Annotated in this window: 20 protein-coding genes; 6 read left to right on the top strand and 14 right to left on the bottom strand. The window is 55.9% G+C overall.

The annotated features are described in order from the left end of the window. Positions 1-49: 49 nt before the first annotated feature. The 7 genes from BLW01_RS16255 to BLW01_RS16225 all read right to left on the bottom strand — a co-directional run bounded on the left by BLW01_RS16255 (position 50) and on the right by BLW01_RS16225 (position 10,071). Positions 50-907: a hypothetical protein gene (locus BLW01_RS16255; protein ID WP_139243947.1), complete on the bottom strand. Its 858-nt coding sequence runs from the start codon at positions 905-907 to the stop codon at positions 50-52. Between the two features lie 40 nt (positions 908-947). Next, entirely contained in the window at positions 948-1,859 is a 912-nt protein-coding gene (locus tag BLW01_RS16250) for a glycosyltransferase family 8 protein (protein WP_092571631.1), read from the bottom strand. Further along, positions 1,856-3,190: an O-antigen ligase family protein gene (locus tag BLW01_RS16245; protein ID WP_092571629.1), complete on the bottom strand. Its 1,335-nt coding sequence runs from the start codon at positions 3,188-3,190 to the stop codon at positions 1,856-1,858. The genes BLW01_RS16250 and BLW01_RS16245 overlap by 4 nt, the downstream gene beginning before the upstream one ends. A 56-nt stretch (positions 3,191-3,246) precedes the next feature. Next, positions 3,247-5,211 carry a nucleoside-diphosphate sugar epimerase/dehydratase gene (locus BLW01_RS16240; RefSeq protein WP_229806483.1) on the bottom strand — a complete coding sequence of 655 codons (1,965 nt, stop codon included), beginning with the start codon at positions 5,209-5,211 and terminating at the stop codon, positions 3,247-3,249. A 53-nt stretch (positions 5,212-5,264) separates the two neighbouring features. Further along, positions 5,265-7,193, bottom strand: a complete 1,929-nt coding sequence (gene cysN, locus BLW01_RS16235; RefSeq protein ID WP_092571627.1) for a sulfate adenylyltransferase subunit CysN — start codon at positions 7,191-7,193, stop codon at positions 5,265-5,267. Between the two features lie 151 nt (positions 7,194-7,344). Next, a complete protein-coding gene (cysQ, locus tag BLW01_RS16230; protein WP_092571625.1) occupies positions 7,345-8,148 on the bottom strand; it encodes a 3'(2'),5'-bisphosphate nucleotidase CysQ in 804 nt (267 codons plus the stop codon). A gap of 156 nt (positions 8,149-8,304) precedes the next feature. Beyond that, the gene (locus BLW01_RS16225; RefSeq protein WP_092571623.1) at positions 8,305-10,071 is read right to left on the bottom strand and encodes an SLC13 family permease; all 1,767 of its coding nucleotides are present in this window, start codon (positions 10,069-10,071) and stop codon (positions 8,305-8,307) included. A gap of 559 nt (positions 10,072-10,630) precedes the next feature. Between BLW01_RS16225 and BLW01_RS16215 the strand changes: the two genes are divergently transcribed. The 6 genes from BLW01_RS16215 (at position 10,631) to BLW01_RS16195 (ending at position 17,203) form a co-directional block, all read left to right on the top strand. Beyond that, positions 10,631-12,625, top strand: coding sequence for a polysaccharide biosynthesis protein (locus tag BLW01_RS16215; RefSeq protein WP_092571618.1), 1,995 nt, complete (start codon positions 10,631-10,633; stop codon positions 12,623-12,625). 31 nt (positions 12,626-12,656) lie between these two features. Further along, positions 12,657-13,943, top strand: coding sequence for a Vi polysaccharide biosynthesis UDP-N-acetylglucosamine C-6 dehydrogenase TviB (gene tviB / locus BLW01_RS16210; RefSeq protein ID WP_092571616.1), 1,287 nt, complete (start codon positions 12,657-12,659; stop codon positions 13,941-13,943). Continuing rightward, a complete protein-coding gene (locus tag BLW01_RS16205; RefSeq protein WP_175529877.1) occupies positions 13,924-14,448 on the top strand; it encodes a lasso peptide biosynthesis B2 protein in 525 nt (174 codons plus the stop codon). Before tviB ends, BLW01_RS16205 begins: the two co-directional genes overlap by 20 nt. Next, positions 14,445-16,331: an asparagine synthase-related protein gene (locus BLW01_RS16200; RefSeq protein ID WP_092571612.1), complete on the top strand. Its 1,887-nt coding sequence runs from the start codon at positions 14,445-14,447 to the stop codon at positions 16,329-16,331. The genes BLW01_RS16205 and BLW01_RS16200 overlap by 4 nt, the downstream gene beginning before the upstream one ends. A 139-nt stretch (positions 16,332-16,470) precedes the next feature. Further along, complete coding sequence (locus tag BLW01_RS18525; protein WP_175529876.1) at positions 16,471-16,635, top strand: hypothetical protein; 165 nt, start codon at positions 16,471-16,473, stop codon at positions 16,633-16,635. Positions 16,636-16,912: 277 nt separating this feature from the next. Then, positions 16,913-17,203 carry a PqqD family protein gene (locus BLW01_RS16195; RefSeq protein WP_092571610.1) on the top strand — a complete coding sequence of 97 codons (291 nt, stop codon included), beginning with the start codon at positions 16,913-16,915 and terminating at the stop codon, positions 17,201-17,203. On the opposite strand, the gene BLW01_RS16190 is transcribed toward BLW01_RS16195, so the two are convergent. The 7 genes from BLW01_RS16190 to BLW01_RS16160 form a co-directional block, all read right to left on the bottom strand. Further along, positions 17,190-19,034 carry an ABC transporter ATP-binding protein gene (locus BLW01_RS16190; RefSeq protein WP_175529875.1) on the bottom strand — a complete coding sequence of 615 codons (1,845 nt, stop codon included), beginning with the start codon at positions 19,032-19,034 and terminating at the stop codon, positions 17,190-17,192. The two genes, BLW01_RS16195 and BLW01_RS16190, sit on opposite strands and share 14 nt — an antisense overlap. A 40-nt stretch (positions 19,035-19,074) precedes the next feature. Next, entirely contained in the window at positions 19,075-20,280 is a 1,206-nt protein-coding gene (locus BLW01_RS16185) for a nucleotidyltransferase domain-containing protein (protein WP_092571606.1), read from the bottom strand. Continuing rightward, positions 20,270-21,292: a phosphoenolpyruvate carboxykinase (ATP) gene (locus BLW01_RS16180; RefSeq protein WP_139243946.1), complete on the bottom strand. Its 1,023-nt coding sequence runs from the start codon at positions 21,290-21,292 to the stop codon at positions 20,270-20,272. Before BLW01_RS16180 ends, BLW01_RS16185 begins: the two co-directional genes overlap by 11 nt. Positions 21,293-21,357: 65 nt before the next feature. Then, positions 21,358-21,969: a sugar transferase gene (locus BLW01_RS16175; RefSeq protein ID WP_092571602.1), complete on the bottom strand. Its 612-nt coding sequence runs from the start codon at positions 21,967-21,969 to the stop codon at positions 21,358-21,360. Beyond that, on the bottom strand, positions 21,966-23,093 hold the full coding sequence (locus BLW01_RS16170) for a glycosyltransferase family 4 protein (protein ID WP_092571600.1): 1,128 nt from the start codon (positions 23,091-23,093) through the stop codon (positions 21,966-21,968). The genes BLW01_RS16175 and BLW01_RS16170 overlap by 4 nt, the downstream gene beginning before the upstream one ends. An 870-nt stretch (positions 23,094-23,963) precedes the next feature. Beyond that, entirely contained in the window at positions 23,964-24,791 is an 828-nt protein-coding gene (locus BLW01_RS16165) for a sulfotransferase family 2 domain-containing protein (RefSeq protein WP_175529874.1), read from the bottom strand. A 48-nt stretch (positions 24,792-24,839) separates the two neighbouring features. Beyond that, positions 24,840-25,160: a glycosyltransferase gene (locus BLW01_RS16160; RefSeq protein WP_373294248.1), complete on the bottom strand. Its 321-nt coding sequence runs from the start codon at positions 25,158-25,160 to the stop codon at positions 24,840-24,842. Between the last annotated feature and the right edge of the window lie 100 nt (positions 25,161-25,260).

The raw sequence follows: 25,260 nt of genomic DNA, 5'->3' as shown, positions 1-25,260 counted from the left end.
CGAGGCTTCCTGTCATGTGAAGCTATCCAAGCAAGACTATCCGCCCGATTCAGGCCGCCTGGGCCGGTTCACACTCGCTGAGCGCATCCACCAGACGGCGCAACGCTTCCTCTCCCTGGGCCCCTTGCGTCACCTCGCGCCACCAGTCTTCATGGACCGCCCTGACACGCACGACGATCGTTTCCAGACCCACGACCTGCGCCATGGCCAGGCGATGCAGCCCCTTGTTGATCTTGATGAGCTGACCATGGCGATCAATGGCCACTCCCAGGCGGTCCTTGCCCAAGCTGTCATCGAAGCCGCCCAGCGCCATGGCTTCCATGTAACCAATATAGAGTTTCAGATAATGCCATACCCGTAAGCTGGTATTGAGCAGAACGCCCCGATGTGGAGACCGGAACGGTTTGCCCGCATTCAATTGCTCCAGGAAATCCTGATAGGCACAACTCTGGTCGAGATCACGACGATGCTGCCAGATGTCACTGATGAAACGGTAACGCTGGCTCGTCTGAAAATCGAAACGCGTCAGGTCCCAATCGCCGGGCCAGATGAATCGGTTCGAGGCGGTACGCCGCTTGCGAGAATCCGTGAAGGAACGCTTGAGCGACATCGAACATACCAGTTTCGCGGGATCAACGACGATATCCAGGTTGTTTCCCAGATGCACCTCGACGCTTCGGCGGGGCAATCCCAATGCCTCCACGCGAGACGCCAGCGATCCCTGCGTCAACCACTGCCGGAACAACCAATCCTCGAACGGACGCACCGTATAAGCCGATACGCCATCGCGAACTCGGTTGAACCAACGTGAACGCCTCATGGCCCAACGCAACTGCGGATCATAGAGCTCAGGCCGTACCTGCTCCCCGCTCGGCGTCTTGGGTAATTTCTTTCGGGATTGCATCACTACCTGCCTGAAACTCCTTTCCAGATTCACTACCATGGCATCATGCCATACGCGTCTTGTGTCGCCGTCGACGAATCTTGGGCTGTTTCAGGGCGAGACGAAACCGCTTCAACCACGAGAGCTCCCGCTTCAATGCCTCGGCGTCAATCGGCCAGGCAGTCTTGCCGGCGTAATCAAGAAACCAGGGCTGCAATGGGTGCTCGCAGGCCGGATGCCAGGGTTTCACCGAACCAATGAAATGCACGATCCGTGGCGATCGAATCGCCTGTTCCAGATCCCCCAGGAAAGGTCGCAAATGGGTATATGCCTTTTCCACCGCCGCATATGCGGTAGGCTGGAAGTTCCACACAGGACTCAATGGCAACCAGTTATCTACCATGACATGATTCAAGGCATCCTGGTCAGGAAACTTTAGCCCCTGTCCCGATGTTCGCAAGTACTCGAAGGCCCTTTCGGCAACCCGCTCACGCCGCCATGCTTCCAGATCAATGAGCATCACCCCGGAGTTGAAATAACCGTCGAACCCATCGCGCGACCCCAGATTGGACGGGTTGCACAGATCCATGACCGCAGCCACGGTCCGGCCTTGCAGGGGAGTGTGCCACAAATCCGCCAGGTCACCGAGAATCACCAGATCACAGTCGAGATAGATGACCCGATGGCAATCCTCGGGAAGATAGCGATCCATCTGCAATCTCAGTAATCCGGCCGGACCAAAACGACCGACATCGATCCCGCCGGCACCCTCAGGCGACGCTTGGATCACCTGCAACTGCGCCCCTGAGCTTTCAGCAACCTGCCTCAAACGAGGGGGGGTCTCAGGGTCCAGACCTGGAGTCAGCAAGAAAAAACGAAACTGTTCAGGCGTCGGTGAATTCGCCAACGCCGAAGCCATCACCACCGCCGCATAGCGCGCATAGCGCTCATCAGCACTCAATACGATATCGATCATGCAGGATGTCTCTCACCATTCCTTACACCAAATATATAGAACGACATCCCCACGCCACCAATGAATATAAAGAAGTACATTCCCGTGCGAAAAATCAGATACGACTCGAACAGATTGACGAACGCAAAAAACACCCAAGAAGCCGATAACCCCAGGAACAGGTGGAAATGACCACGATGGGCTAAACGAAACACCCCTTTCATGATGCAAAAAATCAACAGCCCCAACAGCAAGACACCCACGGCACCGTAAGCGAGTGTCAGCTCCAGGTAGGAGTTATGAAAATGGCCAAAACGCTTCTTGAAGCGATCCGGAAATGGCCCTTCATCGATCAATGGCTTGCGGCTTTGTGGGCCCCATCCGGTCAGCGGACGTTCTTCGATCCTGTCTAGTGCGTAATCCCATGAGCGGATACGTACCCCCAGGCCTGCGTAACTCAGATCATTCTTTTCACCGTCCATCACCACGGCAAGGGTCTCTAGCCCTTTATCCATGCGAGGTTCAATGAATGGTTTATAAGTGGTGACAGCCAACCCCGCCATGACAACGACACCAAACACCACAACAAGAAGACGACGGGGCGTCACGAACGCCGAGCCTCGAGCTAGCGCATAGCCGCTCCAAGCCAATGTCACAACGATCAAGGTTATGGCGATAGCAAGCCATACGCTACGGGTCTGAGTGACCAGGATGCCAGCGCCCCCCAGCGACATGGCTGCTATAGATACCACTGTCGGGACAAGGGACATGCGGTGACTGATCTCACGCAGAAACAGAGATAATCCCACGATAAAGGCCAAGCCGAAATAGACCGCGGTATGCTGAGCGTTCTTGTAACCAAAATCCAGACGCCGCCCCTGAAAACCGCGGACCCAGTCCTCCAGCGAGGCAGTGAACAACAACGACACCAGAAATCCGGCAAAGAATATTGCAATCAGGTATTTAGCGGCATTGACAGAGCCTCGAAGCCACCATGCCACGGCAATGCAGAGAAACAATTTGGCGACATGGCGGCTGGACTTGATCTGGTCGTCGGCGAAGTCGGGAAATCGTTCCGCCGCAAAGAAATAAACACCAATTTGCAGGACAACAAAAGCGAGCAATAACAGGAAAATTCGGTGCCATTTCAACCAGGATTCGGTTTCGGACCACCATGCGATAGCAAAACACAGAATGAAAAGTGATTCACCTGCACGCGAGATATCCAGATCGATCAGCCAGAAAAACGCATAAATGCTGATGGCGAACCAGCCCAGCGCATAAACCTTGCCACGCCAGCCATCTGTATGATTCTGCAGACTCCCCCTGGCCTCTCGAAACCTTGATTGCATTACTGCTTATATTCCGGCAAAAAATCGAGCACGAATGATATCACGTCCACAAAAATTCAATGCAACGGTTTATCGGATTTCTCCGATACCGACACCGCTGCCGAATAGTCACTTGCCGGCAATAGCAAATCCGTCATCGGCGAACGGTGCTGAAAACCACTCACTGCACGTTTGAGCACATCGAACGCGCCTTGGCAGTCCATGTTCTTCTCAGCACGCTCCATTTCATCGAGCAGCTCCATCAATCGATCGGCGGGCAGCATGTCTTCCTGGGCACGCATGATCTTCGGATGCGATGTGCCTACGACGTTGTCGCCGATCAGCAACTCCTCGAACAATTTTTCGCCAGGCCGTAATCCGCTGAATTCGATAGCAATGTCACCTTCGGGCGTATTTTCGTCCTTCACCTCCAGTCCGGTCAACTGAATCATCCGCCGGGCAAGATCGACGATCTTCACCGAATTCCCCATATCCAGCACGAAGACATCTCCGCCCTTGGCCATCGACCCCGCCTGAATGACCAGCAACGCCGCCTCGGGAATCGTCATGAAATACCGCGTTATGTCCGGATGGGTGACCGTTACCGGACCGCCCTGTTCGATCTGACGACGAAACAGTGGCACCACCGAGCCACTGGAGCCAAGCACGTTACCGAACCGAACCATGGAAAATACGGTATGGCTCGATGTCTGTGCCAATTGCTGAAGCACCAGTTCGGCCATGCGCTTGGTCGCCCCCATCACATTGGTAGGTCGCACGGCCTTGTCGGTGGAGACGAGAATGCAACGCTCCACGTGCAGGCGAGCCGCACACTCGGCGACTACCCGCGTACCTTGTACATTATTCCGCACCCCTTCCAGCACATTGTGTTCGACGATAGGCACATGCTTGTATGCGGCCGCATGATAGATGGTCTGAACCCCATAATGCGAAATCACTGCTTCGACCCGTTCACGATGGCTGACATTCCCCAGCAGCGTATAAATCGGGATCGATTCGCCACGCTCATTCAGAATGGCTTGCAGTTCCTGGTCAATGGAGTACAGGCCGTATTCGCTAAGTTCGAATAGTATCAATGCCTTCGGCCCGCAGCATGCGATCTGACGGCATAGTTCACTGCCTATCGATCCACCGGCCCCCGTCACCAGCACTACCTTATCGCGGATACTGACATCCAGCAGTTCTTCACGCGGAGGGACGGGGTCGCGACCCAGCAAGTCTTCCAGATCCACATCGCGTAACTGGTCAACACTTGCCTCACCCGAAACGATTTCCGGCATGGAGGGCATGGTCTGTACATGCACCGGATAATCGGCGAGATGGTCGAGGGCACGTTTACGTTCAGCTTTAGACGCCGAAGGCAGTGCCAGCAACACACGGGTGATATTCAAGTCCTCGGCCACTTGACCGAACTGCGCCGGGTTGTAGACCTTGATTCCCTTGATCGTGCTGTTCCAAAGCCCCGGATCATCATCGAAAAATGCCGCTGTATAGAACTCCCGGCCGTTGCTTAGCGCCATCGCCAGTTGCACCCCGGCTCCGCCGGCGCCATAGATCGCCACGGCATCCTTGCTGGTATAATGTTTGATCAGCCACTGGTAGTAACTACGGACCAGAAAGCGCGATCCCCCTACATATATAAAAGCCACCAAAGCAAAGTTGACGGGCACTGATCGCGGGAAGTCCTGCCACTGATAAAAATATGCCGCTGCCCACATAATGAGCGCCAACAGCACCACGCCTTTGATCACCGCCCACATCGCCTGAGGGCCGATGAAACGTACCACGGCCCGATACAACCCAAGGCGGGCAAAGATGAAGACACCCAGTGGGGGAATGATGGCGAACAACCACCAATACGGCTGAATAAACCGTTCCGGCCACCATTCGGCCAAACGCAGAGCATACGCTGACCACAACGCAACCGGCAGCGCAACCAAATCCGCCACTACCATGATCAGGCGCTTCTGCGCCCGATTCAGCCGGGTCACGCCTCGATGCATCCGTTCCGATCGATTCATTCTGGACTCCGTGATCTAAAACTCAGCGCACCCTGCGTACGGCTTTTTTTCACCTACAACCACTTCATCAACCGAGCGACGATATCCTGCGCTTCGAGCGCTTCGGTATTGACGGAGACTTCTGCCTTGCGAGGTGGTTCATACGGACTATTGATGCCGGTGAAGTCCTTGATTTTACCCTCCCGCGCCTTCTGATAAAGCCCCTTGGGATCGCGCTGTTCGCAGATATCCATCGGCGTGTCGACGTGCACTTCGACGAAATCTCCTGCGCCAAACAGATCCCGCACGGCATCCCGATCCTGTCGAAACGGTGAGATGAAGGCAGTGATCACGATGATACCGGCATCGGCCATCAACTTGGCGACTTCACCCACACGACGGATATTCTCCGCTCGGTCGGCCTCGCTCATGCCGAGGTCCTTGCACAGACCATGTCGAATGTTATCACCGTCCAAGAGCATGGTGTGATAACCACGACGATTGAGCTCGACCTCCAATGCATTGGCCAGGCTTGATTTCCCGGAACCGGAGAGTCCCGTGAACCAGAAACATTTACCACCATGCCCCTTGACCTGCGCTCGCATGGCCGGCGTGACACTCGTCCGGTTCCACACCACGTCGGCCTTGCTGTCATGATCGCGGAATTCATAAGGCAGCTCGGTTTCCAGCGTCCGGTGGATCATGCCGGCACCGACCGTCACATTGGTCAACCGATCGATGACGATGAAGCTGCCCGTTCCCGGACTCTGTCGGTAGTCATCCAGAGGAATCGGTGCCGTCAATTCGACGCGGCAGCGGCCGATGGCATTGAGATCCAGATGATCGGCTCGCTTGTGCTCCAGCGTATTGACGTCGACCTGATAGTCGATCGCCGTCACCTGCCCCGCCAGGTCGCGAGTCGCCAGCTTCAGATCATAGAGCTTGCCGGTTTCCATGGCGGTATCGTGCATCCAGACGATATCCGCCTCGAAGGCGTTGGAGAGCGGCACGTCGGCGTCAGCCGCCACCAACCAGTCTCCGCGGGAAATATCGATCTCATCACTCAATGTCACGGTGATCGCCTGCCCGGGATAAGCGGCTTGCAGATCGCCATCGAATGTCACGATACGCTCGACATAACTCGTCTTGCCTGAGGGCAAGGCCTTGACCGATTGACCGGGACGCAGAATACCGGCCGCCAGCGTACCGCTGTAGCCTCGGAAGTCGAGATTGGGCCGGTTGACGTACTGTACCGGCAGCCGAAGGTCCGTCAGATTCTGGTCATGGGTAACCTCGACCGTTTCCAGCAGCTCCAGCAGCGGTTGACCGTCCTTGCCCTCGGTCTGGTACCAGGGGGTCCGCTCGCTGCGATTGACGACGTTGTCGCCTTCCAGCGCCGAGATCGGCACGAACCGAATGTCGCGGGCATTGAGCTTCTCGGCAAACGCCCGGTACTCGGCGACGATCTCGTCGAACCGGGCCTCGGAGAAGTCGACCAGGTCCATCTTGTTGACCGCGATCACCAGGTGCTGGATACCCAGCAGATCGGCAATGAAACTGTGCCGTTTGGTCTGGGTCTGCACGCCGTAGCGCGCATCGATCAGGATCACCGCCAGGCTCGCCGTCGAGGCACCCGTGGCCATGTTGCGGGTGTACTGCTCATGGCCCGGCGTATCGGCAATGATGAACTTGCGCTTGTCGGTGGAGAAATAGCGATACGCCACATCGATGGTGATGCCCTGCTCGCGCTCGGACTGCAGGCCATCCACCAGCAGTGCCAGATCCACCGCATCGCCGGTGGTCCCGCTGGTCTTCGATGCCTGCTCGATCGCTGCCAGTTGATCCTCATAGATCATCTTGGAATCGTGCAGCAAGCGCCCGATCAGGGTGGACTTGCCGTCGTCGACGCTGCCGCATGTGATGAAGCGCAGCAGGTCCTTGCGTTCGTGTTCCTTGAGGTAGGACTCGATATCGTCGGCGATCAAGGGGGAAGAGTGTGACATGAGTGACCCTGAAATAGTAAACCCTAGTGAAACCAGCCCAATCCATCGCGGTTGAAACCGCTCCTGCACGCCTCGGATGCCTCACCTGGTGTCATGCAGGAGCGACGTCAGTCGCGGTGCCGGCCATAAGTCCGGTACTCAAAATATCATGTTAGCCGCTAATGGCCGACTTCAACGCCTTTTCCCAAATCTCGTGGCGCTGACCACAAACGATGAACCAGGGGTTGAGAACACTGTCCTGCTGGTTGCAACGCAGAGGCTCGAGGGTCTGAGCATCCAGCACCTGACCACCGGCAGCGGTGACGACGGCTTGGGCGGCGGCGGTATCCCATTCGCTGGTCGGAGCAAGCCGTGGATACAGGTCGGCCTCCCCCTCGGCAACGAGGCAGAGTTTGATGGAACTGCCCATGGAAAGGCATTCATGCTCAGGCAGGCCTGCACAGAAAGCATCGAACGTCTCGGCACCGTGGCGACGACTGCCGACGACTTTCCAGGGGGCGCTATCCGGTTCAGGCAATGCCCGTACCTGGATGCTTTCATACTGATCGCCACGCTGTTTCTCGGCTCCCTTGCCATGCAGGCCAATCCAGGTAGTGTCCAGTACCGGGGCATGCACGATACCGAACACTGGCTCGCCCTGTTCAACCAATGCCAGATTCAAGGTGAACTCGCCGTTCTTGTTGACGAACTCCTTGGTACCGTCCAGAGGATCGATCAACCAGTAACGATCCCACTGCTTGCGGGTCTCGAACGAAATCTCTCCGGACTCCTCAGACAGTACCGGCACCTCCGGCGTCAACTCACGCAACGCATCCACCAGCGCGTGATGCGCCGTCATATCGGCTTCCGTCAGCGGACTGTCATCCGCCTTCATTTCCACCTCGAAATCGCGACTGTAGATCGAGAGTACCTTCTGTCCAGCCTCGTGAACGGCATCGATCAACCGTGAACGCATGTCATCAGATACGAAAGCAGTCAAAATAGCTCCTTTTTGTCCGGTGGCAACCAACGAGCGCCCCTACAGCGCCACAATCACAACACCTCAATGGGCCCTGGCGTGTGCAGGAACGACGTCAGTCGCGATGGCAACATATCGCTTGCCACTGTCGTTTCAAAATCCCCACACCATCGGAATCACACTCAATGCCGTGACGGCGACGATCAATGTCAGCGGCGCCCCGAGGCGCATGTAGTCCGTGATCCTATAGCCGCCGGGCCCAAGAACCATGAGATTGGTCTGGTAGCCCAACGGCGTCATGAAACTGGCCGAAGCGGCGATCATGATGGCAATGGCAAAGGGTAACAGACTTACCCCCATCTGTTCCGCTACCGAGTTGGCGATCGGAAACATCAGCACGGCCGCCGCATTATTGGTGATCAGTTCAGTAAAGACGACCGTCATCAGATAAACCAATGCCAGCGCCAGCCACGGCGAGGCGCCGCCCAGTTGCATCAGCAGGCCGGCAATCGCGCTTGCCGCACCGGTCTTGTCCATCGCGGCCCCGAGAGAGAATGCAGCCGCAATCACTACCAGCACCGTCAGATCGATATAGCGGCGCGCCTTGCTGGCGGTCAGGCAACGAGTCATCAGCATGGCGCCACCGGCTAGCAATGCCGCTTCAAGGATACTCAACAGCCCGGTGGCACTCATCAACACCATACCGCCCAGGATGCTCAGTGCCAGCGGTGCCTTGCGAAAGTTAGGGGGAGTTGAATCGTTCAGTGCGCTGACCAGCAAGAAGTCCTTGCGGTAACGATACTGCTCGACGAACTCATGGTCGGTTTCCATCAACAGGGTATCGCCGACCTGGAGTGTGATATCTCCCACCTTGCCCGGCAGCCGCTGGCCGGCACGGGAAATCGACAGAATGACCGCTCGATAGCGACTGCGAAAACGCGACTGCTTGACGGTCTGGTCCAGCCCGGCGAAATCCGGACCGATCACCGCCTCGACCAGGCACCGATGATGATGCGCGATATCGAGTTTATGCACATCACCGTTGGCGGGCTTCAGTCCATGAATACGACGCAGCTCACGGGCACACTCCGGCGCACCGATGAAGATCAAGACATCCCTGGCCCGCAATTGGGTATCCGGCGGTACCGCCGTCATCAACTGACCGTCACGCTCGATATCGGCCAGATAACCGTGGCTAAGGCTGCGCAGTCCCGCCTCACGAATGGTCTTGCCCGGCAACGGGCCGTTGTCATCGATCTGCACCTCGACACTATACTCGCGAGCGGATTCCAGTTGTTCGAGCGCACCTTCCCGATTGGGCAGCAGCTTATCGGCAAACAAGTACAAAAAACCACCACCGATCACCACCAGGGGCACACCGACCCAGGCCAGATCGAACATGGCCAGATCGATCCCGGCCTCGGTCTGCAACAGACCATTGACCACCAGATTGGTACTGGTGCCGATCAATGTGCAGGTACCGCCGAGAATGGCGGCATAACTCAGCGGCAACAGCAACTTGGACGGCGGCAACTTGAGCCGTTTGGCCCACTCCTGCAAGGCGGGAATGAACATCGCCACGACAGTGGTATTGTTCATGAAGGCACTCAAACCAGCGGCAGGCATCACTACACGCAATTGCGCGAGCCGCAGCCGCCTGGGTTGCCCCAACAAACCATGAGCAATCCACTGAATCGCCCCCGTCTCCTTTAACCCCGCTGCTACGACATACAGTACGGCAATCGTCATCACACCCGGGTTGGAAAACCCAGCTAGCGCTTCTCCCGGCGTCAGGATGCCGGCAATGGTCAAGAAGCCCAGCGCTGCCATCAGGATTACATCGGGCGCGATACGCGTCAGCACTAGCGTCGCCAGCACGGCCACCACGGTGGCCAATGACAAATAGGCCTGCCACTCCATCAATCAATGCGCCTGTGCTCAGAAAAAACGGCCTCAATGGTAACGTGTTCCGACAGTGATTTCTCTACTCTGTACTGCCCCGCCCATATCCTTGGATCCATGTTGATTATCACGAGGCAGCCCTCAGCCTGATGATATTCCCCACCGAACGCACTGATTTCGTTATATAAACCAAACCATATCGCATAGCCGGCCATACAGGTGTTCCACGGAAGAAAGAGAACGGCATGACTGATCTCAGACTATTTCAGCGGACCCAACCAATCATCCCTGTGCATTTTTCGACCAAGGGATTCACCACTAATAACGAATGCATGATCATGCTCCCAAAAGGGAAAACAATATCAAAAGCAAGCTGAAAAATTAACTTTTTAATGCCTTGAAAAGATTAGAAAAATCAGCTTGGTATAAGTGTAAAGATATTTTATCATTAACACTTGAAGTAACATTAATTAACTATCTGTAACAACGCAGGTTAAAGCAATAAAATTATAAGCTAAAGAAAAATAAACAGAAAAAATACGCATATAGGTCATGGGAACGTTATAAGGGGCAGGACATGTCTTTATCATTGGATAAACTCTTTCGCCTGCCTCGAAGGCATAAACGATTTGTGCTCACCTGGATGGATATGGGGCTGGTTTCGGGAAGCCTTTTATTGGCCATCCTACTGAGGACCGGCTCAAACGAGGCATTGACCTACTTCGATACATGGTTACTCATCGCCATGATCACCCCTGCCACGTTAATGCTGTTCACTGCGTTAGGGTTATATCGACACGTTCTCCGTTTTCTCGGTTATAAAACACTAAAGACGTTGATGATATGCGTCTGTGGGTCAGCCCTTCTTATCGCATTGGCCAACGTCATTATCGGGCAACCTCTTCCCCATTCCGTCTCCATCATCTATGCCCTGCTTTCATTATCATTGGTGGGAGGTGTTCGCCTCCTGTTGCGCAGTCTTTATCGCTTGACAGTGATGCGGCAGACGACACGAGTCATCATATACGGAGCAGGATCCGCCGGCTCACAGCTCGTGACGTCACTCAACAACGGCCATGAATATACCCCGGTCGGGTTCGTCGATGACTGGCGAGGCATGCACGGTACGCGGGTTGAAGGACTCAAGGTCTATCCGCCCGGTGAGTTACCCCGGTTGATACAGACGATGCAGGTAGAGCGCATTCTGTTCGCCATACCGAGCGCCCCGCTTTCACGCAAGCGCCATATCCTGCAGACGCTTGAACCCTTGACCGTTCCCGTTCAAACCGTACCGGGCATGGCCGATATCGTCGCCGGGCACTCACGTATCGAAGAGCTCCGTGATATCACGATAGACGATTTACTCGGGCGCGATCCCATCCCCCCGAATCAATCACTCCTCGATGCCAATATCCGGGGCAAAGTCGTGATGGTGACAGGGGCCGGAGGGTCCATCGGTTCCGAACTCTGCCGTCAAATCCTTGTACAGGGCCCCGCACAGTTACTGCTATTGGATATCTGCGAATATTCTCTCTATCGCATCGAACGGGAACTCCAAAACCTGGCCCTGAAAACCTCCCCTCCAGCCGTAATCAGAGCACTCCTGGGTTCCGTACAACAACGCTCTCGTCTTGATGACATCATGCGCACCTTCCACGTGCAGACCATTTATCACGCTGCCGCTTACAAACATGTGCCCATTGTCGAGAACAACATGGTGGAAGGCATTCGTAACAATGTGTTCGGTACCCTGGAAATGGCCAGAGCTGCCATCGACTGTGGTGTCGATACCTTCGTACTCATCTCTACCGATAAAGCGGTTCGACCGACGAATGTCATGGGGACCACGAAACGACTTGCGGAACTCATCTGCCAGTCATTGGCCGCCCACCAGAGTATGACACGCTTCTGCATGGTGCGATTCGGTAACGTGTTGGGTTCCTCAGGCTCTGTCGTGCCCCTGTTTCGCAAGCAGATAAAGGCAGGCGGCCCGATTACGGTGACGCATCCCGACATCACACGATACTTCATGACCATTCCCGAAGCGGCACAACTCGTCATTCAAGCTGGCGCCATGGGACGGGGCGGAGATGTGTTCGTCCTCGACATGGGTGAACCCATCAAGATCGATGAGCTGGCCCGGAAAATAGTCAGGCTATCCGGCATGGAAATCATCGATCAAGACAATCCCGATGGTGACATCGAAATCGTCTATAGCGGCCTTCGGCCAGGTGAAAAACTGTTCGAAGAACTCCTGATCGGCGACGGCACCGTTCCCACGAGTCATCCACGTATCATGTCAGCCAATGAGGCCTTCTGGGATTGGCCGACACTCAATGCCTATCTGCAACGGCTCTACGCCACGCTATCCAATCATGAATACGATCGTATCCGGGAATTGTTGAGAGAAGCTCCGACCGCCTACCAGCCTGATGGACCGATCGTCGATCCGATTCATCAATCCAAATCTGCCGAGCCTGCGACGACCAAAGTGACGTCTGCTGAAGAGGACGCGTTCGACGTGCTCAAGGTCTCCGCTGTCTCCCTCGTCAAAGGGGGGCCTCACTTTTGACCCCCGACCATCACTGCGAGGACATTGATCCATGGAACTGACTCATACACTGGAACAGACACGCGTGGCCATCATCGGCCTCGGCTACGTGGGGCTGCCGTTGGCGGTGGAATTCGGCAAACATTTTCCGACGCTGGGCTTCGACATCAATAGCCAGCGAATTGCCCAGTTGCAGGAGGGGATCGATCTCACCCTGGAAGTCGAACAGGACACGCTTTGCCAAGCGACGCAATTGCAATTCACTCACGACACGGATGCTCTGCGGCATAGCAATGTCTATATTGTCACGGTTCCCACGCCTATCGATGCCCAGCACTGCCCCGACCTCACTCCCTTGATAAAGGCAAGCCAACTCATCGGGCGCGTCATCACCAAAGGCGATGTCGTGATTTACGAATCCACGGTGTATCCCGGGGCCACGGAAGAAGAGTGCATTCCTATCATCGAACGGGAATCCGGCCTGCAGTACAACATCGATTTCTTTGCCGGCTACAGCCCCGAACGCATCAATCCAGGAGACAAGGAACACCGCGTAGCCACGATTCAGAAAGTCACCTCGGGCTCCACGCCACAAGTCGCGGACTTCGTCGACGCTCTTTATGCCCGAGTGATTACGGCCGGCACATTCAAGGCCAGTTCCATTCGGGTCGCGGAAGCCGCCAAGGTCATCGAGAACACACAGCGCGACATCAATATCGCCCTGATCAATGAACTATCGATGATCTTCAACCGGCTCAATATCGATACGGAAGAAGTATTGAAGGCGGCCGGCACCAAGTGGAATTTCCTGCCGTTTCGCCCCGGGCTGGTCGGAGGGCACTGCATTGGCGTCGACCCCTACTACCTGACGCACAAGGCCCAACAAGTCGGCTACCACCCCGAGGTGATTCTGTCCGGTCGCCGTATCAACGATGGCATGGGCGCCTATGTCGCCGGGCAGTTGGTCAAGCAGATGATCAAACAGCGTATTCACGCGCAAGGCGCACGCGTTCTGGTGCTCGGGCTGACATTCAAGGAAAACTGCCCCGACCTGCGTAATACACGCGTGGTCGATATCATTAGGGAGCTGGCGGACTTCGATATCACCGTGGACGTTTACGACCCACATGCCAGCATCGACGATGCCGTACACCAATACGGTATTCGGCCGGTCGACCAACCCCATCCGGGGACCTATGACGCCGTTATTCTTGCCGTTGCGCATCGTGAATTCCGCGACCTGGGAGCGTCACGTATACGCAGCTGGGGAAAACCGCAGCACGTTCTCTATGATCTCAAATACATGCTCGGAAATGGCGATGCCGACCTTCGTCTCTAGCTGCAAGAACTACGTACGGCTGACCCATCGCTTCCTGCAACTATCTGCTCGGCATCGATGGTGGTCATTGGAAGCACTGTGCTTGCTCTCACTGGCCTGGCTGTATGTGCGAGTGCTCCCCTATCGATGGTGGTCGAAACGGCTCGGCACACTCCAGTGCGACATGACAACCGCCACCCCGCATCCACCCGACAGTACTACGCTGCAGGTCTGCAAGCGGCTGATGACGATCAATCATTGCCTCGGCGGACGCTTCACGTGTCTGATGATGGCGATGGCCGCCCACTGGATGCTTGGCAGACGCCGAATCGCCAGTCGTCTCTTGCTGGGAACCCGTATCGTCTCGAAAACGGCGACCGAGCCCGATCACACATTAGCGGCTCATGCCTGGCTGACGGTCGGCGGACACATCGTGATGGGGCATCATGACGATCACTTCACCCCGATTGCCTGTTTCATGCACACCGTTGCCGAGGAACCGAAGCCTCATGGTGGAAAACGATGAGCGCCATCGTCGGACGTATTCATTTTTCGGGTACCTCCGTTCCGATAGAGGCGTTCCGCCATGCGCTGGAGAATCTGAAAGCCTATGGCCGCGACGGTACGCAAGTCTGGATGGATGGCCCGGTGGCGCTGGGACACCAACAACTGGATATCACCCCTGAGTCCCAATATGAGCGACAGCCTCTAGCGAAAAACGGCCTGGTCATTATTGCCGATGCCATTATCGACAATCGCGGCGAACTTTGTGACGGGCTCGGCCTCGACATCCCCGGACGCGATACCTTGCCGGATAGCGAACTCATCATTGATGCCTACCATCGCTGGGGAGTGCAGTGTGTCGAGAAACTCGTGGGCGATTTTGCCTTTGCCATCTGGGATGCCCCCAACCGGCGACTGTTCTGTGCCAGGGACCACATCGGTACGCGCTCACTCTATTATCGGTCCGTCGGCGATCAATTTCTGTTCGCGACGGATATCAGCGCCTTGAAAGCCTTCAAGGACATCCCGCTGGGCATCGACGAACAGCGGGTGGCCGACTTTCTGCGATGGCCGTTCGATGCCACGGAAAACAGTTTCTTTCAGGACATCCATCCCCTCCCCCCAGGCCACTGGCTACACGTTACGCGGACCAGCCTGGAACAGCATGCTTACTGGCAGCCCGACGACGTTCCCAGCGTACGTTATTCGCATCATGTCGACTACGCGGACCATTTCAGAGCCTTGCTGGAAACCGCCGTCAGCGACCGCACTCGAACGACATACCCGATCGGCTCGCATATCAGTGGCGGGCTGGATTCCACCGGTGTCACGATTCTCGCCAACCGGCGTCTGAAACAGCATGGTCAGCGACTCAGGAAAAGTTACTCTTGGACTCCTCCGATATCAGTGAAGTACCCACTTGTCGAAGGCCGGCGAGATGAACGTCAACTCATCGAACAGGTCTGCCGGCAGGAAGGCATCACATGCCATTACGGTGCCGCTTCCGGTCACGACTATCGAGACTTCCTGTCGCGAGATGTTGCCGAGGAAGGGACCACCGACCTTTTCGAGGAACGGCCGGTCATGGCGCATGCTGAGCAGGAAGGCATTCGCATCATGCTATCGGGATGGGGCGGCGATGAGGCGGTAACATTCGGGATTCGGGGATACGCGGCCTACCTGCTCAAGAACGGGCAATGGCCGAACCTATTTGCCATGACACGCACCCATGCCGGCGGCTGTCGCCGCCCACGACGGATGGCTCGGTTCCTATGGCAACAGGCCCTGCTACCTCTGATGCCGGATACCGTCTACGCACGCTTCTCTCCCTTCCGGGAAACGGAACGACTCAACCCGTTCATGCACGGCGACTTCACCAACCGCTACCCCCACCTCAAGAACCGACGCATGCCGGCTTGGCGAGAATATCCTGACCCCCACACCATGCAAGCGCTGCTGTTACAAAACGGTCATCTCGCCAGTCGCATGGCAACCTGGGCCAAATGGTCGGCCCCGCACGGCATCGTCTACCGCTACCCGCTGACAGACATTCGACTCCTGCGCTTCGTCCTGGGGCTTCCGCCGGAACTCCTCTGGCAGAACGGCAAGCCTCGCACGCTCTACCGCCATGCACTCAACGACCTGCTGCCGCAACGCCTAGGAAAGAATGACCCGGTGAACGAAACGAAGCGAATGGAATTGAGGAAGGACTGCTGGCAGTTACTGGCCAAAGAGGCGCAAGAGGGAGGATTTCAAGAGCACTGTGGCTGGCTGAATACTCGTGCACTACAGCCTTCGATAATGAACACGCCCGACACCATGACGATGGAACACCTCTCGACCTTCATACCCATCTGTTCAGCATTACAGATGTGGCATTTATGGCAACGGTATATGGTCAGATAGCGGAACAATTCATAGGCTTTTTATAAGCCAACGTCAGGAGAAAACTCATATTGACAATGGCACCTGACTGCCGCATGTTTACTAACATAAATTAACAGTTTATTCACTTAAGCGACACGCTATTCTGGGACATAAACCGATGAAATCTATGGACTCAACAACCACGTTACCAACGGATAAAGTAAAATGGGTCACACCTGAACTGATCATAATGCGTATCGACGCCACCTTATCCGGTGGCAAGAATGTGCCGGGAGAATCCATGTCAGGACAGCCTAATTCAGCCGGCAATGACTTCTCATGATATGCAAAAGGAGGATCAGACGAAAAAATGGAGGCAATGAATTTACAGTGTCATTCATCAATAACAACACTGATATTGCCTACTAATAATGGCAACCAGAATGGAACAGGGAACGACAATGAACGACGTAAATACGACAGACAACAAAGCAGTCTGGATCACTCCTGAACTGTCGCGTATGGGTATTGAAAGCACCTTGTCGGGGAGTCAACTTGCTCCGCTTGAGGACACATTCAATCTCCCATTCCTGGCCCCCTCCGATCCGGACTCGTGAATCATGACTGTGGCTGCCATGATTTCACTCGATTCCCGTGTCGTGCGACAGGATGAACCACTGGCATCGCAAGTCGATGACGACCTGGTGCTGTTCAGCCCCGATAAAGGCATGTACTACGGCACACAGGCGGTAGGACGACGCATCTGGTCGTTGCTTGCCGAGGAAACCGTGGTCGAGGAACTTTGTGACCGACTATTGCAGGAGTTCGATGTCGATCGCACCACATGCCGTGATGAAGTGGTTGCCTTCCTTGATTCGTTGGCGGCAGAGCAACTCATCAGGGTTCGTTGAAAGGCTCGCAGGCTCGCAAGTCAGCAGTGGTTCCATCATCGTACATAGAGCGCCTCTCGGCGCTCTCTTCGCTGTTCCCTTCACGATAGTGATACGCCTGACGACGAAATAACTCGAAGTAAGCCCCTTTACGTTCCATCAATTCATCATGGGATCCCGACTCGAGAATCCGCCCCTGATCCAGTACATGGATGCAATCCGCCATGCGAACACTCGACAGACGGTGGCTGATGATGAGCGCACCGCGATGATCGACTCGTTCGCGGAAATTCTCGAACAAGGCAAATTCCGCCCCGGGATCCAATGCACTGGTCGGCTCATCGAGAACGATGAACTGCGACTGGCGCATGAAGGCACGTGCCAGAGCGATCTTCTGCCACTGGCCAATGCTGAGCTCCATGCCGTCATCGAACATCCGTGTCAGACGTGTCTCATACCCATGCGCCAGTTCATCGATGAATGACGCCGCACCGGCAAGCTCGGCCGCCGACTGCACCGACGGCGTATCCGGCGGCTGGTCGATATCGCCGAAACGAATATTCTCCCTGGCCGTCGTGGCATAGTGCGCATAGTCCTGAAACACCACACTGAAAAGTCGACGATAAGCCACGATCCCATAATCACGAATGTCCACGCCATCCAGCGTGATGCGACCGGCACTCGGATCATAGAGTCGACACAACAGCTTGATCAGGGTGGTCTTGCCCGAACCATTGGCACCGACCAATGCCACGACCTCGCCAGGACGAATTGTCAGATCGATCGCCTGCAAGGCCTCCCGCTCACTGTCAGGGTACCGGAATGTCACATTCTCGAAACGAATGCCCCGGACCGGCGGTACGGGGACCGGTAACGGTTGCTCAGGATCGGCAAGCGCCGGGCGAATGTCCAGAAACGCCAGCAACTGCCCCATATAGAGATGGTCTTCATACAATCGGGAAATCTGCTGCACCAGCTCCTGCCCCATGGACTGAGTGCGTTGAAAAATGAGCAGGAACAAGACCAGATCTCCGACACTGCTATGTCCCTCCACGGCCTGCCAGACAAGCAGGGTCAAGGCTCCGAAAAAGGCCAGCGTAGCGGCGCCTCCTACCGCCAGTTCGATCCAGGTACGCCGCTGGGTGATAGCGAATCGTTCGCGCCGTATCCGTCCTCGCAACTCGGCATACTGCTTACGCAGATGCGCCCCGAGTTGATTGAGCCTGAGTTCCTTGGCGTGATATTCCGATGTCATCAACCAGTCGAGATAGCCCGCCCGCCGCTCCATCTGCGTACGGCGCACCTGCCAGTCATACAGTCGCCGCGTGTATCGCAATCGCACCCAAAGTGCAGGGAGAATGACGCACAACATCAATGGCAACAATCGCCAATCGATGGTCATGATCAGTCCGGCGACCGCGGCCAGCATCAGGCCATTCTTGGCCAACAGCAGTATGTTGCTTATCACTTGCACGGGCCGCTGATTGCCGGCCTCCCTCGCCCGCTGCAAGGTATCGGCATAGCGAGGGCTCTCGTAGAACGCCAGATCGGCTTTCACGGCTCGATCATGAATCTCGCTATCGAGATGATCGGCGAGTTGAAGTCCCTGCGCCTCGCGAGCCAAGCCGGCCATGCCACGGCATACCATGAAGGCCAATGCACAGCCCCCGGTCAAGGCGACATAGCCGAGCATGCCCCCCTCACCCACGAGGCCCGCGTCGCCGGCCAACGTCCCTGTCATGACATCGACGAGACGCTTGAGCCAGAAAAGCAACGCCAGGCCGAAACCGATCTCCAGCACCATCAGAATCGTACCGATCACGGTCCAGCGGGGACTGCTATGCCATAGCAACCCAAGCATCCTTCGGGTAATGCGTAACGGAGCTAAATGCTTATTTGCTCGGGGCATCAGGCGTAACCAGACGTATGAAGTATTTGCCCATGGCACGAAATGGGCGTGTCAATCTATAGACCCACTGCCAGTGAGGTCTCAGGGGCATCGGTCGGTAATCGGAGTAGCTCGGTCGCCAGACCATTAGCCAGTTATGCAGGCGGTGGGACCAGCGATGAATCATTGTGCTTTGCCACGAGAACGCAAAATCGGTCGTGATGTTACGTTGTCTCTGCGCCAGTTCCACCCGGCGGTCGCCCTGCAGGTTGGTCAGGCAGACACTCAACAGTTCCCGGCCATGACTGGCCACTACCGCCACCCGAGGATCCCCGATCCCCGCGCACGCACGATAGAGCGCCAGAGACGCCTCAACCGTCGAGACGAGCCCGCGCCTGACGGCACAGGCATGCACAGCCTGCAGATCGAAATCGGGACTGCGTTGCATGACATCGAGATCGGCCAACCAGTGGAGGTGAGACCAACGATGGCGGGTATGGTGGAGACAGAGATAGACGAACAGTTCATCCGTCGGCATGACCGACACACGCCCACCGCCCAATGCCAGATTCTCGGTTCGGGCGAGCAGCGAATCCGTGTCATATATCGCCCCCGTCGTATCGAGACGACGGTGCAATTCGACCGGCACACCCAGCGGCGACATCAGTGTGATAACAGGATGCACGTCGACCGCAAACGTCAGGCTCTGCCGGTCGGGTGTCATCCCGTCAGGCTTCAACAATCGATAACCGGATGCCACAGCGGCTTCCAGTAACCGCACCATATCCTTGTGAGCGACCAGCAGGTCGATATCGCGACAAAAGCGCCCCGCCGGGTCGCCATAATAACGCGCTGCCAGTGCCGGTCCCTTGAAGAACAGATGGGGAATTGCCTGAGGTCCAAGTACCTCGCGCATCAGATGTCTCTGAGCCGCCACGACACACAGATTGTGCCGGGTCATGGCGATGCTTGTCTGACGCATCCGATCCAATGCTTCCCGGGGTAACCCCGGTGGTTCAAGATCATTGAGATGACGGTAGACCAGCGGTAGTACGAAATGGCGCTTCGCCTCCTGCGTTACCTCCCCCCAGTCTGAAATATCGGGACAAAGACGCAGAGCCGCCTCGCTCTGGGATGGAGACAGGCGCAGACGGGACAGCAGGATCAATAACCGTATCGTCGACGGCACGGACGAAACATCAGACATCATCGGGGGCTGCCCCAGCGATGTGCGCTATCAACGGCGATAGCACAGGCGTCATATCATGCAGCGACAGGGGGCGCCGAAAGCGATAGATCTGCACACGTTGAGCCAGATCAGCTACATGACGCATCAGGCTCTGAGGGACTTGAAACGCACGGGCCAACTCAGGCCGGTACAATGACGCCATGACAGCCTGGAATGCAGCCACTCCGTGCAATTTCTCCAGTACGGCATGCTCACCTGGTTCGGCTCGCTCCAGCACGACCAGTCCCGTCAGCGGTAAAGGCACAGCCTGGAATCCCCGATGCTGAATCAAATGGTACTTGTCGGCCCGGCTCAAATCACGAACCAGCCCCTGTGTACCGATGCCCAGCATCGCAAGTGCATCCTTCCACAGCTTGAGACGCGGCGGGCCGGGATACAGCCAGGGGCGGGTTTCTTCCGGTTTGACGACAGCCACATCGTCACTGATCAACGGCCAGCCGCGATCGTGATGCAGCCAGGCGGCCAACGTCGACTTGCCGGCACCGGAAGCCCCCGTAAAGGCCCACGCGCCAGAGGGGGTTGCCAGCGCACTGACATGCAGTGGCAACCATTGGCGTTGATGCAACAGCGTTCCGAAGGCTGTCCCCAATAGATACAACCGGACATCACCGGGATCACAGCCAAGCGATGTGTCCACCCGACGATCGACAACGATCCGGCGTCCCCCATCCATGCGGTAGCGGGCGATTCGCGGAATCGTCATCTGGCAACGCGTTTCGCTGAGCTGAATCCAGCTTCCCCGTTGGATAGCCTGCTTCAACGAGACCGGCAATGCATGCGTCAGGATATCGACATCACGATCCGCACGAAGGCTCGACGGCAAGAGTTCCGGCAATTCCAGTTGCGAGGCGATATGGAGTCCATAGACCTGATAGCCAAAACACGATGGAAGGACGGGCATATTGCCACGGCGCTCATCGCTGTCCGTGCGACGCTCCGGCCTCGGTGGTGAGGTGACTTGCATGAAAGTCAAGATGGCTGTCCTTTAGGCAGGCAAGAAAGGGTGAAGGTGCGCTGGAGACATTGGTCGACCGATGGTCAGGCTTGATCCGAAGGGGGCGAATTGCCGGTAAAGGGAGCCATGGTGGCGTGCCCTTTTGCTGAAATTCCCTCACGTTCCAGCACTTTTTTGACAGTCAGCAAAAGAATCCAAACATCCAGCCAGAATGACTGGTGATCGACATACCAGGTATCCAAGGCCAGCCTGTCCTCCCAATCCAAGGCGTTTCTGCCATGGACCTGGGCCCAGCCAGTGACTCCCGGGCGAATGTCATGGCGACGAAACTGCTCGGAGGAATACAGCGGTAGGTAGGCCATCAGTAACGGACGCGGGCCGACGAGGCTCATCTCGCCTTTCATGACGTTCCATAACTCCGGCAACTCGTCCAGGCTGGTCGAACGTAGAAAATGACCCAGCGAGGTCAGCCGCTCTTCATCGGGCAATTCCTCGCCATCCGCATCTTTGGCATGACGCATGGTGCGAAACTTGACCAACATGAAGGGGGCTGCATGGTGGCCCGGCCGTTCCTGACAAAACAGGACCGGAGCCCCCATTCGCCAGCGGATCATCAAGGCAATGACTGCCATGACAGGTGCCAGCACGATCAGGCTCATGGCGGACACTATCACATCGAAAAGACGCTTGATCATGTCACCCCCATCTCGGTCAGCAAAATGGCATTGACTTTATCAACATCGAACCTGGACGCTGCGATTTCACGCGATCGCCGCCCCATCCGTGTCACCAACTCCGGATCGAGAATGAAACACTCCATCGCCAATGCCAGCGCGTGTACGTCTTGAACCGGCGTAAGAAAGCCGTTCTCGCCATCGACGACCGTTTCACGGCATCCCGGTGCATCGCTGGTCACCACCGGCCTCCCCATGGCCATCGCCTCCAACACCGTATGAGGCGTGCCCTCGCGATAGCTGGGCAGTACATAGACATGACAGGCCGCGATGGCCGGACGAACATCCGAGATCCGACCTAGAAATTGCAAGACACCATCACGAATCCAGAGATCGAGCTCGGACTGTCGTATGGCATCCGGGTTGTCATCGATCCACCCCACCAGTTGGAACACGGCCGAAGGATACCTTGCCTTGATCCATCGAGCGGCTTCGGCAAACTCCCGAACCCCCTTGTCCCCAAGCAGTCGAGCGATCAGGAGAAACACGATCGGCGGTTTGGCAAAGGGAGCAGGAAGATAGCGGCGCGTATCGATCCCCGACCCATTGACGACCAGGGTCGGCACACGAGCACCCAGAATGCCGCGACGAAAAAACAGGGCCTGGTCGTCGGGATTCTGGAAAAAGACTTTATGGGTTCGCCTCAAGGAGAAGGCGTACAGGTGACGTACGAGACCGGCCACCAAACCACGTTTACCGCTGGCATGTCCCGTAAAGGCATACCCGAGACCGGTAATCAAGGCATAACGCCTGGGAACGCGTGCTAACCAGGCAATGAAAGTACCGTAAACGACAGGTTTGATCGTATAGGCCAGCACGAGATCGGGCCGTACCAGACGCACGATACGCAACATAGCCAGTAGTGTTGCCAGATCCCTGACCGGATCCATACCGGTACGCTGAAGCGATAAGTCGTGGATGATCACGCCGCGTTGTTTGAGCGCCTCGGCGATAACGTCTCCATCACACAACCCCGGCGCTGCTACATGAACTTCATGCCCGCGTTTATCGATTTCCGCCAACAACGCCCCCCGAAACTCGAGCATCGAGTCGGTAAAGCTGGCGATGACCAGCACTTTTGTCATTGTGATTATCCGAAAATAGCGGCTAGATGTAGGGTCACGGATGAACGGATCGCTTATGGAAGTTATCCTCTGCTAGCCGCTAGAGAGCTTCTTCAGCAATTTATCCGGGAGCAGGTTCATGGACATCAAGCAGTGCCGATCGGCCGTGTGGCACCGTCACGGCGCGTCACCAGGGTGGCCGTCTTCAGCCACTGGGCATCGATGTGGTGCGCCAGTGACGTGAAAGCACTCTGCCAGCGCTGCTATCCGCAATTGTGACGTGTACATGGATACAGGTTCCTGTGCACCTGTCATGTTTCCCTCTTGCGGGCCCCGTCGAGCCGGTTCCTCGCCTTCCTCGGTAGTATGAGCGACTCCGACTCGCGCCTTTCCATCCGGCTGGCTCCTTGGGGTCGCCTGGCCGTACCCCCTGAGTGCCTGCACTTCGCCCCCAGAACCATCAGGCACGACAGCACTGGGCCTGGACCTTTTGGGGCAGGCAGCCCCCACCTGTTCACTTGTCTTCGGGGGAGAAAGACGGGCCTCCCAGGTTCCTGGCAACCCCCTGTGCGAACATGCCCTGCTCTCCGACACCGGTGACCTTTCCCCGCAAAACCAGTTGAGCGGGTCAATGTTGCCTTCCAGGGAAGCAAGACTGTCAGCGGTCACATAAACAATAATTTCGGTGCTCAATCACACGGGCTATTCGCTCGCTGTCTACGCTTCGCAGCGGCGGTCGCCCGACGCCATGCAAGACTCGCTACCGGCTGGTGGCTAGCCTTGGCCGGGTGGGACTCTCACCCACTGGGTTTCGATTCACCCTTTCCACCATGCTTACACAGTAGGTTTCCCGGGTGACCAGGCTTCGCCTGGCGCACTGCTGCGATTATTCTATGAATCTAGGTTTCCATTACTTGTTTCTAGCAGTCTATTCCACAGCTTTATGTCTTCTTTATAGTAATCAGAGATAAAACCTATCACATAGTCACTTTCAAAAATATCTCTGAGACGCTTATCACGTGGCACGTATACTAGATTACGGAGTTTTTGACGTACGGAGTCCGGTATAGCTCGGGTTAATACTCGGGTTGCCGGACGGGTAGGCTCAATCAAGCTTCGCATCAAGTTATTTCTATACACTACACTTCTGTTTGCATGAGCTCCTCCAGAAACTTCATCCGAAACCGTCAGCTCTCCGCTAGTTCTGTTGCTAACATCCTGAAAAAGTTTTGGAATCTGGTCTAAACGATATAGCGTGTCAACAACCCATTCTCCGTTAAGCTCAACATAGTCTCTCTGCTTTTGAAAATGTATATATTCTGCCGGTAAAAGGTGAGGCTTTTTTGGTTGATTCGAAAGGTAGGCTATAGCCTCGTCAACTTCCTTTTTTACTTGCTTAATGCTCTGGGTATGAACAGCGCCAGGCCCATATTTTTTCATCCGCTGAGACACGGAGGATGGGAATCGAGAATAAGGATCACGTAAAACAGAAAATGTCCAATATCTTTTTATACGTTCTAACTCCGAAGAGAAGTATTGCTCCAAAATGAATAATGGTATATGCACAAAATCCAGCCTGCCTAAATCTTCATGCTGTTCTACTCTCGAAGTGTAAAATCCATTTCTATCATCAAAAACCTGAAGGACTGCGCGTACAGTAGTCCCTGCACATTTAGGAATATGGACGAATACGAACCTATATTTATTACTGATAATCACTTTGCTATTCCTAGGTTTTGTACGAAAAGTCAGCACGTAGGCAGCGGTCTATGCACGCCAGGCATACCCGAGACCGGTAATCAAGGCATAACGCCTGGGAACGCGTGCTAACCAGGCAATGAAAGTACCGTAAACGACAGGTTTGATCGTGTAGGCCAGCACGAGATCGGGCCGTACCAGACGCACGATACGCAACATAGCCAGTAGTGTTGCCAGATCCCTGACCGGATCCATACCGGTACGCTGAAGCGATAAGTCGTGGATGATCACGCCGCGTTGTTTGAGCGCCTCGGCGATAACGTCTCCATCACACAACCCCGGCGCTGCTACATGAACTTCATGCCCGCGTTTATCGATTTCCGCCAACAACGCCCTGAAGTGACCCCCTCCATAGCTGCACAGGGTATAGTGCAGTCATCAGGAGGACAGGATGAGCGACGACAACCCCATCAAACGATGGACCGCGAAG

This window comes from Aidingimonas halophila (assembly GCF_900106955.1).
GTDB classification, from domain to species: domain Bacteria; phylum Pseudomonadota; class Gammaproteobacteria; order Pseudomonadales; family Halomonadaceae; genus Aidingimonas; species Aidingimonas halophila.
Note: the sequence above shows the minus strand (reverse complement) of the source record. Positions and strands in the feature narration are given on the sequence as shown.